General features: G+C 39.7%; 16 protein-coding genes and 2 pseudogenes. 7 read left to right on the top strand and 11 right to left on the bottom strand.

What is annotated here, in order from left to right; genetic code table 11:
* Positions 1-675: acetate and sugar kinases/Hsc70/actin family protein (locus H6G97_RS35355; RefSeq protein ID WP_190945136.1), on the top strand; the 675-nt coding region annotated here is incomplete at its 5' end.
* 10 nt (positions 676-685) lie between these two features.
* Positions 686-976, top strand: a complete 291-nt coding sequence (locus tag H6G97_RS35350; protein WP_190945134.1) for a hypothetical protein — start codon at positions 686-688, stop codon at positions 974-976.
* Between the two features lie 155 nt (positions 977-1,131).
* On the opposite strand, the gene H6G97_RS35345 is transcribed toward H6G97_RS35350, so the two are convergent.
* The gene (locus tag H6G97_RS35345; RefSeq protein WP_190945143.1) at positions 1,132-1,335 is read right to left on the bottom strand and encodes a hypothetical protein; all 204 of its coding nucleotides are present in this window, start codon (positions 1,333-1,335) and stop codon (positions 1,132-1,134) included.
* Between the two features lie 337 nt (positions 1,336-1,672).
* Here H6G97_RS35345 and H6G97_RS35340 point away from each other — a divergent pair, with 337 nt between their 5' ends.
* Both H6G97_RS35340 and H6G97_RS35335 read left to right on the top strand, forming a co-directional pair.
* Positions 1,673-4,882 carry a DEAD/DEAH box helicase gene (locus tag H6G97_RS35340; protein WP_190945133.1) on the top strand — a complete coding sequence of 1,070 codons (3,210 nt, stop codon included), beginning with the start codon at positions 1,673-1,675 and terminating at the stop codon, positions 4,880-4,882.
* Positions 4,883-4,887: 5 nt separating this feature from the next.
* Positions 4,888-5,723: pseudogene (locus H6G97_RS35335) on the top strand (SWIM zinc finger family protein).
* Between the two features lie 136 nt (positions 5,724-5,859).
* Here H6G97_RS35335 and H6G97_RS35330 read toward each other — a convergent pair.
* The 3 genes from H6G97_RS35330 to H6G97_RS35320 form a co-directional block, all read right to left on the bottom strand.
* On the bottom strand, positions 5,860-6,129 hold the full coding sequence (locus H6G97_RS35330) for a hypothetical protein (RefSeq protein ID WP_190945132.1): 270 nt from the start codon (positions 6,127-6,129) through the stop codon (positions 5,860-5,862).
* 70 nt (positions 6,130-6,199) lie between these two features.
* Positions 6,200-6,568 (bottom strand): hypothetical protein, encoded by a 369-nt coding sequence (locus H6G97_RS35325; protein WP_190945131.1) that lies wholly within the window; start codon positions 6,566-6,568, stop codon positions 6,200-6,202.
* A gap of 140 nt (positions 6,569-6,708) precedes the next feature.
* Positions 6,709-6,915, bottom strand: coding sequence for a hypothetical protein (locus H6G97_RS35320; protein WP_199349876.1), 207 nt, complete (start codon positions 6,913-6,915; stop codon positions 6,709-6,711).
* 65 nt (positions 6,916-6,980) lie between these two features.
* On the opposite strand from H6G97_RS35320, the gene H6G97_RS35315 reads away from it, so the two are divergent.
* From H6G97_RS35315 to H6G97_RS35305, 3 genes are all read left to right on the top strand, one after another.
* On the top strand, positions 6,981-7,436 hold the full coding sequence (locus H6G97_RS35315) for a hypothetical protein (protein WP_190945129.1): 456 nt from the start codon (positions 6,981-6,983) through the stop codon (positions 7,434-7,436).
* A 110-nt stretch (positions 7,437-7,546) separates the two neighbouring features.
* Complete coding sequence (locus H6G97_RS35310) at positions 7,547-7,846, top strand: DUF2958 domain-containing protein (protein ID WP_190945127.1); 300 nt, start codon at positions 7,547-7,549, stop codon at positions 7,844-7,846.
* Between the two features lie 148 nt (positions 7,847-7,994).
* Positions 7,995-8,789, top strand: a complete 795-nt coding sequence (locus tag H6G97_RS35305) for a P63C domain-containing protein (protein WP_190945125.1) — start codon at positions 7,995-7,997, stop codon at positions 8,787-8,789.
* Between the two features lie 51 nt (positions 8,790-8,840).
* Here the strand turns inward: H6G97_RS35305 and H6G97_RS35300 are convergent, their stop codons facing one another.
* The 7 genes and pseudogenes from H6G97_RS35300 to H6G97_RS35270 all read right to left on the bottom strand — a co-directional run.
* The gene (locus H6G97_RS35300; RefSeq protein WP_190945123.1) at positions 8,841-9,242 is read right to left on the bottom strand and encodes a hypothetical protein; all 402 of its coding nucleotides are present in this window, start codon (positions 9,240-9,242) and stop codon (positions 8,841-8,843) included.
* Between the two features lie 107 nt (positions 9,243-9,349).
* Positions 9,350-9,904 carry a hypothetical protein gene (locus tag H6G97_RS35295; RefSeq protein ID WP_190945114.1) on the bottom strand — a complete coding sequence of 185 codons (555 nt, stop codon included), beginning with the start codon at positions 9,902-9,904 and terminating at the stop codon, positions 9,350-9,352.
* Positions 9,820-10,149: a hypothetical protein gene (locus H6G97_RS35290; RefSeq protein ID WP_190945113.1), complete on the bottom strand. Its 330-nt coding sequence runs from the start codon at positions 10,147-10,149 to the stop codon at positions 9,820-9,822. The genes H6G97_RS35295 and H6G97_RS35290 overlap by 85 nt, the downstream gene beginning before the upstream one ends.
* A gap of 242 nt (positions 10,150-10,391) precedes the next feature.
* Complete coding sequence (locus tag H6G97_RS35285) at positions 10,392-10,670, bottom strand: hypothetical protein (protein ID WP_190945112.1); 279 nt, start codon at positions 10,668-10,670, stop codon at positions 10,392-10,394.
* A 12-nt stretch (positions 10,671-10,682) separates the two neighbouring features.
* On the bottom strand, positions 10,683-11,126 hold the full coding sequence (locus tag H6G97_RS35280; protein WP_190945111.1) for a hypothetical protein: 444 nt from the start codon (positions 11,124-11,126) through the stop codon (positions 10,683-10,685).
* A gap of 30 nt (positions 11,127-11,156) precedes the next feature.
* Positions 11,157-12,263: a ParM/StbA family protein gene (locus H6G97_RS35275; protein WP_242055707.1), complete on the bottom strand. Its 1,107-nt coding sequence runs from the start codon at positions 12,261-12,263 to the stop codon at positions 11,157-11,159.
* Between the two features lie 724 nt (positions 12,264-12,987).
* Positions 12,988-13,076, bottom strand: a pseudogene (locus H6G97_RS35270) (IS5/IS1182 family transposase); the annotation flags it as partial.

The raw sequence follows: 13,076 nt of genomic DNA, 5'->3' as shown, positions 1-13,076 counted from the left end.
AGGGCTTGGCACTTAAAATTAGTCGTCAGCTTACATGATGTCGGTCTGGCTGAAGAATTACAAAAAGTACTCAATGGAGAATATCAGCCAATACTTGCTGGCAAACAATCAGAAGTAAAAGTAGAAGTGCTGAAAGTTGTACTAGAGGGAATGGGTGCATTGTTTGGGCATCCACTACCCAAAAAATTAACCATTTTAGACTTTGGCAATGGTACGACCCTGTATTCTCGTTATAACCAAGGGAAACGAGAAGTTCACACTGCCTACCCTATAGGTGTAGAAGTTCTCATTGATGATATCTCCCAAAAAATGAAACATTTAAATGGCGGAAAAATCGGAGATCCTTCCATTATCCGATTTTGTTTGGAAATGGGGCATACCAGGTATAGTCGTGACATCGATATCAAAGATGTATACAGCGTTTGTTTGAAAGATTGGTATGAAAAATACTTGAAGAAAGTGGTGAATCTGACACTTGATGCTAAACACCAAGGGGATGAAATCTGGGCGATTGATGGAGGTTGCCTGTTACCAGGATTCAAGAAGCTTTTAGAGAAAAACGGCTTCAAAATCTTGGACAATCCAGTGGAAGCCAATGTCTCTGGGCTTTTAGAGATGGCAAAAACTATTATGAGCAAGAACCCAACTACTACATCTGGTACACCTGGAAAGTGAAGTTATAATAATGGCAGATAAAAAAGACTTAGCACCGGAAAAAGTTCGCCTCAAAGATAATTACAGAGAGCGCATATTTGCAGAATCGCAAAAACTAGATAAAAGTTACCTGGACACGATTTACTTTATAGTTGATTGCTATTTTGTTTTCATTAAGGCTGGATTACCTGTACAACTTTTAGCAAACACTCCGATTAATACTGAGTCAAACCAACCCACGTCTTGGACTCCAACTCCATTTGCACAGGAGAAAGAAGAAGATTCTTCAGGGGAAACATTCAGCCTTGACTTTGATTTGTAACCAAAATGTAGTATTTATGTCTGATTTCTGAACAGGATTCCAGAGGTAGTAGTTTCTGAGCTTTTCACCCAGACATTTTGGTTGTGCTAGAAATCACCACGCTGTTATAGTGTAAACCTACCCAGCAATAATCCCAGGGCGAACGCACGGTATTTCTAAAACCCTTGCTGGATAAGGATCTTGACGAAAAAATAGGTTAAATTTAAAAACGCTGAAACCCTTGCTATTAAAGGATTTTTATACTTTAGATGCGTTTGCCCTAGCAATAATCCCAACCACACTTCTACAATCGGCATTTGCAACACACATTGCAGGTTGACTAAAGAAATCTCATCTTTGACATTTATCAGGTCATCCATCCAGCACATCCCAAATTGTTAATTGGCGGTATGTGGTCATCTCTAGAATTCAGGATTTAACGGGCAGGGTCGCACTGGGCAGTAACTTGAGGTAATCTCAAACATATCCTTTTCCAATATGCTCAGTCAGCTTGAGGATATTGGCAACGAGAATAGATATTATTGCACTGCCGAAAAATTTTTATTATCCCTGGTATGGCTCTATCATCGTAAGTCAAGTGATCGCACGAGAACACCATCGCTTTCTTTTGCACAAAGGAGATAATTCTAGCACCTCTGTTTGCTAAAGTAATTCTAAGGCGCGTGAATTTCCGAACAATCCAGAGACATCACAACAATGAGAATACTTCATGGCACCTGGATACCAAACGAGGAAACTGACTTTATTCAGTCAGGGTCTTTTTACTTGTGGGTAGAAACTCAATTATCCCAAAAAAGTCACACCAATAGTCAACAAATTCATCCTGGACATTTGGTTAAATCCGAATTAATCGCCTTTTTAGTACAGGAATTGGGAATTAAAGAACACAATACTCAATTTGTCCAACGCATATCTCCTAAATACTTTGCCTTACCAACCACCAATAATCAGCCCCTACCTTCACCAGAATTAAGCAAGTATTTAGAAATTGAGTTGACTGACAGCTATGAAGAATTCCAATACTGGCAGGTAGATTGTTATGAAACAGTAGTATCTACCAAAAATGTCACAGCACTTAATATTATCAAACTACTTAAAGATATTCATTTTTTAGCAATATATAATGCAGAGAAGTTTCAAATAGGTTCAGATTTATTATTTTGGTATCATTACACTCAAAGTTTTAAACAAGTAATCCTCAAAGATCAATTTATTCCCGCACTAAAATATAGACAGTTATCATCGGAAAATCCGAAGAAAAAAGGCAAAAGCAAGACTGATAAAGTAGCATTTGAAATTTATGCTACCTGGGAAATTATTTCCGAACAATATGAAGCAAATATTCTTAAATATATTGAATATATGCCACTAATCTGTGCAGCAGGTAAAGCAAAAATTAGCGATTTCATTGAATTTTTTGATCGAGAAACACTATTGCGTCACTTTTCCGAATATGTACTTGACGATTTAGTGACTCACACCCCATCTACAGCCGCTTTTGACAAACAAATTGCTGATTCTCTAATTGAATCTTGCTTTTATCCTCGTCAGCATAACCCAATAACAACAAATACTGCCCTCGAGGAATATCGGCAATGGTTGGTGTGGAAAACTAAAATTACCCGCACTCAAGCTGATTCGCCTTTTCATCTGTGCTTCCAGTTACATTCTCCCAATGCTGAACAAATAGACAATTGGCAAATTCAATTTCTAGTAGCGAGTAAACAAGATCCATCCTTGAAGTTAGCGTTAGCAGACTACTGGAGAATGAATCAATTTTCCAAAACTGCTGTACATAAAGATTTTGGTAAAGATTTTGAAACAAATTTGCTGCTGAATCTGGGTTATGCAGCCAGGATGTATCCCAAACTATGGCTTGGGTTGGAAACAGCGAGTCCAATCGCAATGCAACTTACCTTAGATGAAGCATTTGACTTCCTTACTGAAAGTGCTTGGGTGTTAGAAGACTCAGGATTCAAAGTAATTGTACCTGCTTGGTATACTCCCACAGGTCGTCGCCGCGCCAAAATTCGCCTCAAAGCATCGGGTAGCAAACTTGCTGCAACGAAAGGGGAAACAAAAAGCTATTTTGGCTTAGACTCACTGGTGGAGTATCAGTATGAGTTGGCAATTGGGGAGCAAACTGTCACACCTATTGAATGGGAACAACTGATTAATGCTAAAACTCCCTTGGTGCATTTTCGCGGTCAATGGATGGAATTAGACCGAGATAAAATGCAGCAGTTACTCGAATTTTGGCAGTCCCACGGTAACGAACAACCCCAGATGACCTTACTGGAGTTTCTACAACGCAGTGCTGAATTGGGGTCAGAATGGGAAATTGAACATGATGAAGCTTTGTCAGAGATGATAGCAAAGCTACAAGATAAAAGTCGCCTAGAACCAATTTCTGAACTTGATAATCTGCAAGGTACACTCCGAGAATATCAAAAACGTGGTGTTTCCTGGCTACAATATCTAGAAAATTTGGGATTAAATGGCTGTTTGGCAGACGATATGGGTTTAGGTAAATCCGTGCAGGTGATTGCCCGATTAGTGCAAGAGAAAGAGTTACATGAAGCTCTGAAAGTAGGAGAAAAGATTACTTCTTTATCTGCCCTGCCTACATTATTAATTGCCCCTACTTCTGTTGTCGGCAACTGGCAGAAAGAAATTGCCAAATTTGCACCTCATTTAAAAACTATGGTGCATCATGGTAGCACTAGGCTGCAAAATCTAGCTGATTTCAAAGCTGCTTGTCAACAAAACGATGTGATAATTAGCTCCTTTACTCTAGTTCGCAAAGATGAAAAGTTATTGAGCAGCATCGAGTGGCAACGTTTAGTACTGGATGAAGCACAAAATATTAAAAATCCAAAAGCTGCCCAAACTAAAGCTATTTTAAAATTAAGAGCTAAACATCGGCTGGCATTAACAGGAACTCCTGTAGAAAACCGCTTACTGGATTTGTGGTCAATTTTTAACTTTCTCAATCCTGGTTACTTGGGTAAAGAAGCCCATTTTCGGAAAATTTTCGAGATTCCGATTCAAAAAGACAATGACCGCGTAAAATCTGCCACCTTGAAAAAACTGGTAGAACCTTTAATTCTGCGAAGGTTAAAAACTGACCAATCTATTATTAATGACTTGCCAGATAAAGTGGAACAAAAACTCTACACTAACCTAACCAAAGAGCAAGCATCGCTTTATGAAGTGGTAGTACTAGATGTAGAAAAACAATTGCAATCAGCAGAGGGAATTCAGCGCAAAGGATTGATTCTTTCAACCCTGATGAAATTGAAGCAGATTTGTAATCATCCAGCCCAATTTCTGCAAGATGGGAGCGAATTTTCACCACTACGTTCGCATAAACTCAGTCGGTTAGCAGAGATGGTTGAGGAGGCAGTTTCTGAGGGAGAAAGCTTACTCATTTTTAGTCAGTTTACGGAAGTTGGTGAAAAGATTGAGAAACATCTCAAACATAGTTTGCATTGCAATACTTACTACTTGCATGGTGGTACCAGTCGCCCACGCCGGGAACAAATGATTATCGAATTTCAAGACCCAAATACAGAACCATCGGTTTTTATCCTTTCCTTAAAAGCAGGGGGCGTAGGTATCACCCTCACGAAAGCCAACCATGTCTTTCACTTTGACCGTTGGTGGAACCCAGCAGTTGAAGACCAAGCAACTGACCGTGCTTTCCGTATTGGTCAGAAAAAGAATGTTTTTGTGCATAAATTTGTTGCCATTGGGACTTTAGAAGAGAGAATTGACCAAATGATTGAAGATAAGAAAAAACTCTCTAATGCTGTTGTTGGTAGTGATGAATCTTGGCTCACAGAATTAGATAATGAAGCCTTTAAGCGGTTGATTTCATTGAATAAGAGTGCAATTTTGGAGTAGATATTATGGCTAAATTTAGTCGAACTTGGTGGGGCGATCGCTTTATTCAAGCACTAGAAGCTTTTACAGATGATAACCGGCTCAAAAGAGGACGGTCTTATGCTAGCGGTGGTAAAGTTAAAACCTTTGAGATTGACTTAAATAAAATTACCGCCAAAGTCCGAGGCTCAGTTAATCCCTATTTTGGAGTTTACAAAGAACCAACTTATAATATAGAGATTCAGATTACACCTATTGCTAAAACCCGTTGGAATGAAGCTATCCAACAGCTTTCTTCTAAAGCCAGTATTATTTCTCGATTGCTTCTAAATGAAGTCCCGGAAAATATTGAAGATACTTTCTCTAATTTGGGACTACATTTATTGCCCCATAGTAGTAAGGATTTCAAAACTAAATGCTCTTGCCCAGATTATGCTAATCCCTGTAAGCACATTGCTGGAGTTTACTATTTAGTGGCTTCTCAATTAGATAATAATCCCTGGTTGTTATTTGAATTACGGGGATTATCGAAAGCAGAACTTCAAGCCAAATTAGCTGATTCTCCTTTGGGAAAAGCTCTCTCTGAAGAATTGAATACTAAGGAAATTCCTTTAGAACTTTCTAATTGCTGTACACTAAGCTAGAAAAACAATCTCTTAACCAAATGCCAAATGCCAGAGAATTTTGGTTAGGTACAAAACGATTACCACAAACTATTGAAGTGGCGACTCCAGGTAGTATCTGTGCAATTTTGATTAAGAAACAAGGGGATTTTCCTGATTTCTGGCACAATGATGCTTCCTTTATTGAAACAATGGAAGAACTGTATCAGCGAGTCAAAACCAAAAATCATCAGTTCTGATTTCAGATCGTTTTCCGCTTTCTTGAATACTTAAACAATGCCAATGACACTACTCATGCTTCTGTGTATTGTTTCTGGCTCAACTGGATCTGGGCGAATATTTTTCCAATGGTTATCGTAAATAAGACATAATATTTTAGCTAGAACTTGCCTGTTGCAACAACTTTGAGTCCCAGGTATAAAGTCCGATTTCTTCAGGTACTCTTGAAAATCTTCCTGTGCGATGCCCTCGCAATAATTCGTTCAGGACTTTGGGCTTTACTTCTATAACATCTGATGGATCAAGTTCTCCATATAATTCTTCGATAATTTCCGCCACATTGAAAACTTTACCAAGATTTTGTGACAACAAAGAAGTCAGCGCATCAATCAAAAACTGCCCGAAAAATTCTCCTTGCATTGGCATAGTATTAGTTTGTGCCTCTGGGTCAGGTTTTCTGTTTTTGCTCTTCTTAGAAGAACTAGTACGATTCGAGTTATTCTTGTGTCTCTATATATGTAGCTGTTGGCGCTGGTGGCTCGTCGGCCTCACCAGATGTCGAGGATGATTCATTTATTTCTAAATTATTTGTTTGTGAGGCTTCAGCCTGACTCGGCTCTATCAACTTCACTTCGGATTCAGTAATGTTATCGCTATTTAGCGGTAACGAATTATCTTTGGGTGTATCTGTAACTACCTCATTTACTATTAAAGGCATCTCGATATTTTGAAATTCTGGGAATGGAGTTTCTAACTCTAAATCGTTTGTTGGAGCAATCTCAGAATTGATAGGTTCTACCAAGTTGACTGATACTTCAGGAGTGCGTAGGCGCAGATCATCATAGGCTTTGTCGCTGTTAATCAACGATAAATTTTCTAAAGCAGGAAGGACTGGCTCACTAATAACTATCGGTTTAAATACCGTACTGGCTGGGCAATTTGTAATTGTGATAGCTCAACAGTCATGACTAGAGAATGGATAAGTAACTAGGGATTAACCTAACCTTAATTGCTCGGCTCATCTTGAGAGTAATTCTTAATCAGTTCTAAGAGTGCTGACCTCACCTTGTTTTGCCAGCCAGGGATTGCTTTTAGCTGGTCTTTCACGCTTTGTGTGACCTTGAGATCGAGTTTGGCAGTCAGCGGCTCATCTCCGGCAGCTTTGAACTGTGTAGCTTCTCTAATACCTTCAAAAGCCTTGCGATTACTCATAAGTTTTACCTAGTCCACTCGGTAAATAATAGCATAAATGATAAGTAAGTTATATCAAAAAAACATTGCTATTACCAGGTGGTCTTGGTATTATAGAAGTACAAACAATTATTCGGGCGATCGCAGATTTCTCAGGTCAGGCGATCGCCCCTTCACCAAAACCGATAAAGGAAATGATGATTACTACAAGACTAGCACCGATTCAAGAAGCACAGTCCACCGAGTCCAATTCTGTTACTTCTTTACGACTGGCTTATCAAGAAGCGAAGATAGACTACTCCCTTGTTGAGCAGCAAATTAAAAATACTCTCCTTAATCAATTCAATTTGCTAGTGCAACTCAACACTGAATTAGTAGCAGCAGCAGAGAAAATGTCAGTCGCGTTTGATGCTTGGAGTGATGAAGTAGATAGATTATTAGACGTATCAGTAAAGGTGGAACCAGTGCCCACGCCAGGACTGAGATTAATTGACGGATGGTTGTACGATAGCCGCGGCGGACGAACCTTAGTACTAAGCTAACCCCATCAGCAACAGCTAAAACTCATATCTTGCCCATAGTTCTAGCTGTTGCAAGCTTTTTTCAGTATTTTGATTCGCTTCATTTAGCTTCACTTAATAGAGGTTTTGCAATGGAATTATTACCCGCAGAGATCCGCGCTCAATTGCCTGTTCTTTATGCACAGGAAAAATGTTCAGATGCGATTGTTTATGTGAAATTCTTCACCCCTTCAGGGAACTGGACTTGGTACGTGACTGAGTTTGACGGTGAGGATACTTTTTTCGGCTTAGTTCAAGGGTTTGAAGAAGAGTTAGGCTACTTCAGTCTAAATGAACTGCAAGAATATCGTGGAGCGCTGGGTATTGGAATCGAGCGTGATTTGCACTTTAAACCCACACCACTTTCACAGCTTCGTCGCTGCGACAACTAATCTATCTAATCCCCGATATTTATTTTCCGAGGATTTAAACCGCAGATGGAGCGCATGGAATCACCGATTGACAGGTTTTAGACCTGCTCGGCACTCCCTTAAAAATTTTGAACTAACCACAATTACAAACTTTAAGGACAAATAAATCATGTCTGATGATATTCTCCGGCAAGAAATAGACGGAATAGAGTATTTTACCATTGCCAGTACTGGGGAGTCAGGAATGAGCCAAAGGGGATTGTCTAGACTTTGTGGAATGCAACTCAGAGCAATACAAAACATACTTGAAAACCTGACTAAAAATACAGCCCCCCAATGGCTTCAAAAGCTTGTAGGGAGTGACTTATACCTGACTAAAAAAACTGCCGTAAGGGGTGGAAAGACAACACCAATCAAAGCCAATGTCTGTTGGGGTATACTGCGTTACTATGAGCGTAAAGGTAAAACCGAAGCAGCAATCGCTTTAGATGCAATTGGGGCAATTGGTATCAATAGCTTCATCCAAGCTCAAACAGGATGGTTGCCTGACCAATACCAATCGTCTCGAAAACAGCGACAGGAACTTAGCCGCATTCTGGAAACACCCCAGCCTTGGACGAGGATGTTTGAGAGCGAGTTTGAGGAGAATCTAGAACGTATTACCAAGCTGCATAAGCGACATATTAGAAATGGACAGGTCTACTGGGAGTTTGTTTATAACTGGATGACACCAGAGGAAAAAGCGAAGCTTGATATTGTAAATCCAGTGCTTACTAATGGACGCAGAAAGCACAAGATACACCGAATGCTTTCTGACCAAACAAAACAGAGATTGACACCGCACGTTACCTCAATCTTGATTTTGATGAAGTCGGCTAACTCAGTAGCAGAACTGCGGCGACTGGTGCAGCGACAGTATGGGGTAGATCAGCCTAATCTGTTTGATGGGTGGAGTATAGAATAGTCGGTGATTGCAGTGTGGTCATCTCAGAAGATAACCACACTGCAATTAAACTTATTTAGAATGCTTTTGCCTTTGATGCGGAGCATCTTTAATAGAGTGCGGTTCTAGAGACAATTCTGACAAAGAATTATTAGATGTTGCTAAACTAGCTAACTTAAAAAGTCCGCCAAAGCAAGTAATTGTGATTAAGAAAGCCAAGCCAGCTTGAGTTACTTTATGCCAGGAGTTGAAAGTTATTTTAGAATGAACTCGCTTAAAGAAAACAGATTCCAACTTCTGGTGAGTCGTACAATTTTTCAAGTACTCCAAAACTTGCAGACATTCAGATATGTCCTCACCTTTGTGTACTTTTTGGCACAGCAGAATTTCTAATCGTTCAATGCGACGTTCAGAAGTTGATAAATTGATATCATCCCAATCGTCCCAAAGCTTGGTTTGTTGTAGTTCAGACATGAGCATTTCTTAATTATTTACTATGCCCCTTCGGGGCGGGAACAGGGAACAGGGAAGAGGAAACAGGAAGAAATTAGCCCAGAATGTAGGGTTTAAAGCCCCTAAATTTATTTATGGGGATTCCCCTGTTCCCCGTTGCCTATTCCCTGTTCCCTCTTAAGATGTTTGGATTTGTTCTTATTACGTTCGTACTCAGCAAGGATATTTTTGAATTGTTGGGGAAGAATCACGGTTTTCTTATCCAATCGCAGTAAATAACATCCCCCAGAGTCACTTTTACAAGCGATGGTGGTAGGCCAGTTGAGTCCTGCGATTAGTCCAAGAGTAGTGAATGTGACAATGCCACTCAGGAAAAATAAAGTACCAGAGCGACCAGAGCCGACCCAAGCACCAGCCCAGAAAAGAAGTTCTTTGAATTGTTCAAACCGCTTGTGACGAAGTTTTTGACGTTGTGTTTGTGCTTCATTCCAAGCTTGGAGCTTTAAAAGCTTTTGGGCAGCAAGTTGGGTGGCTTTAGCATTAGAGGCTTTATCTACTTGGATATCAATGGTGCGTTCTTTGGCTGCAATTTCTTGTTTTAATCGGTATTCATTCCATTCTTGGATACGTTGGGCGACAGCATCGGCATTGGCGAAGAAGGCAATAAGGGTGTCGTCTCCCAAGTCATTCCAGATGACTGTGCCCTCTGTTGTTTTTTTTGGGCAATTCGAGCCATGATTCTTTCTTCTAATTGAGCAAACAGATTATTTCCCGAATCGCTCTGTTGCAATTTCAATGCGACATTTTTCAGATAAAGTGATTGAACTAAGCCAGTTATTTCTTCAGCTTCGGCGGCAGTAATCCTATCAATAAGATTAGATAAATCATCTCTGGCCACTACAGCTTTTTCACTAACATTCTCAATCACTGCATCTAATTTTAGTTGCTGAGAAATCCCAGACTCATTTAGAGCAGCTAACTCAGATGCAACTTCTTCAAAGGATTTGTTTTGCTCTTTTATTGATTTGTAGGTTTCAAGAAAGCGTTCGCACTCATCCGTGCTGTACTCATCTTGCTCAGATAGTCCGCAGACTTGGAGAATTATTAAAGCCTGAGAAAGTGCGATTTTATAGCCTCTTTCACGAGCAATAACTAGTAATTCAGTGATATCTAATGGTAATTGACCTTTCTTCCCTTGTTTTTTCCCCCATTCTTTGTTGACGACGAGGAATTGCCCTGAGTTTCTGACAGTGCATTGTCAACAACTGGAGATAATAGAGCCATTACTTCCTCGTCAGTTCCACCCTGCTCAATTAAAGTGCGACATTCACGAAACCTGTCTGCATCATTCTCGGTATATAACTCTTTTTCAGGTAGCCCACCCAAGCGTAAAGTCCGGCTAATTTCTGATGGTGAGAGGTTGTTGAAAAGTTCTTGTGGTTGATACATAATCATCAATTTCTATTTAGATAAAGTTGAAAAAGGATTTAACCAGTCAACTTTTAACTGTCTTTGTTCTGTTGGGGGAATATTAGATGGTTCTGTTGGGGGAATATTGGATGGCTCTGTTGGGGGAATATTGGATGGAAGGGAAAGTGATGAAAGTGAATTTCTGTCTACTGTAATCATCGTGGCTGCCTGAGACGGGATTTCTCCCAGCAGTCCCATCAGATATGAAGAGTGAAGTTGAAGGCGGTAAAGACAAGCACGAATGTGTGGTTCTATATCTACGGGTTGCTCTTCAGCTTGATAGGCTAAAGGAAGCCAATAGCTGCTAATAGCAATCATCACCATATCCTTAGCAGGATAAAGAGTATTTCTGGAGTTTAAATACTTAAACAGCATTGCTTCGGGGCTATCAGTCTTAACTCTACTTCGTAAGCGAAACTCAACATCTGAAAACATTGCTAATATTCCTTTAAAGCGAGCAAATTACTAGGACGCACGATAGGTTGAAATAGCTGATGTAGCGTTTTGATAACGGAATAATCCGTATACATCCGTGAAACGTAAGCACAACGCATCTTTTTTAATCGGCAGGTTAAAAGCCAAGCGCACATCCTCTTCTAATTCTGCCGCCCATGAAATCTCGGTATAAGTAAATAAGTTTTTCAACTCAGCAACTAAATATTCCGATGTTCCCCCACCAATAATTACTTGCTGAATATCAACAGGAATATTCATACTCAGCCAAATTGATACTTTATTCCAGTATTCTTTCCGAGATAACTCCGCTACTTCAACAATTTGTGCTACTTCCTCAGCTTTAAACTCAGCATTCTTACTCCGAGCCAAGGTGTTAAAGTATCTCGGTTTTAACGCTGAACCTGATAGATGAACAGCCTTTAACAAATCATATAAGTTCTGTCCTGATGTTCGGCTTTTGATTCTCTCCAGCATCCAGGCTAAACCCAAACCTTCTGTCTTTCCAGTTGATATACCACGAGAAAAGATTACGGCTGATATATCCCGGAAACCTAGCATCACCACAGCAATGTTCACTTTATTAAAATCTGTGCCGAGTTTTTTACTTCGCGTCAATACAAGTCCCCCACCCTCCGGCAAACACTGAAAGCTGATCAGATTTACACAAAATTGTTGACCTCGAAAGCTAAAGCTAGACAGTGCCTTGGTTAAACCCATCTCCAATCTTTCCCTGTCTTCCCACTCCCCGTAAGGCAACAGCAATCCCAACGATAAATCAAGGTTGGACTTCAATCCTTCTCTAATCGCTATTGCTCCCACTGCTGCTAAAGTTTTTGGAATCGCGTTCTCATACTTGAGTTCTAAAAAATTGATTCGCGCTTCAAAATACTTTTGGGCCAAAAACCCAACCGCATAATACTCTCCGTTGTACTCTATCCAAGCCTCATTCTCTGGATTCGGCCGATTAATTTGCCCAGACTCATATAAAGAGAGCGAGTCTCTAGAAATCTTAACTAACTCTGGCTCCATACACAGCAATTCTGGTTTAGAAGACATCTCCTCCAGAACACGATAAACCATCTTCGTCATTGAAGTTCCTGGATCAAGACTCAACATTAAATCCACAAGAAATTTCCTCCCTGTTTTTGACCCTTTATCAAGAATTATTCCTAAAAGGCTAAAGCGCCTATACCGTAATGATTTCAGCATTTGTAAATAAAAATTATGAATCATTACAATTGCACTTTTATTTCACTAATTTGTGCATTTTCTGGAAAATCGCCTAAGTTTCCATTCCTCACCAATCCTCACTAATTCTCATCAATTTATCCCAATTTATCCCAATGTCCCACTCCACAAATTCAAATTTATCGCTGATGTTATTACATATTAAACATCATTTAATAAGGAATTATCATTAGCTTAATAAAACCCAATAGTTCCCGGAAGTTCCCGGAACTTCTCGGAAGTCACCCGATTTATCCCCATGTTTTCCTACTAATTTTAAACATAATTTAGAAAGCATAAGCCTTGTAATGCATCTTTTTCTGACGCACAGTACGCCATATTTGGCGGAAAGAATGCTCGCTTTTTTTGCTATATTAAATGACATGAGAGTTGAGGAAATAAAATTTTGTTTTGGTCAAAGTCTCACGAAAGTTTTTTCAGTCGTCATCAAGCACCACGAAGTTTGATGACGGGGATTGACTTTGACTTCAATACTTATTGCAAGGGTGATTATCTTGCAATAAGAAAAAATAATCAGAATTTCTTGAAAAGAGTAGGTAGCACCAAAAGATGGAATAGAACAAGGATTAGAAACCATTTATAAAGAAAATCTTTAGGCAGCAAGACGACGTAACATAATACGTGTCATCACAGCATAGATGGCAGCTTCGCTCATCTCAGGAAGCCGTTCATAGTCTTTGC

Origin of the sequence: Nostoc flagelliforme FACHB-838, assembly GCF_014698065.1 — a bacterium.
Lineage (GTDB): Bacteria > Cyanobacteriota > Cyanobacteriia > Cyanobacteriales > Nostocaceae > Nostoc > Nostoc flagelliforme_B.
This window is presented reverse-complemented; position numbering and strand designations above follow the sequence as displayed.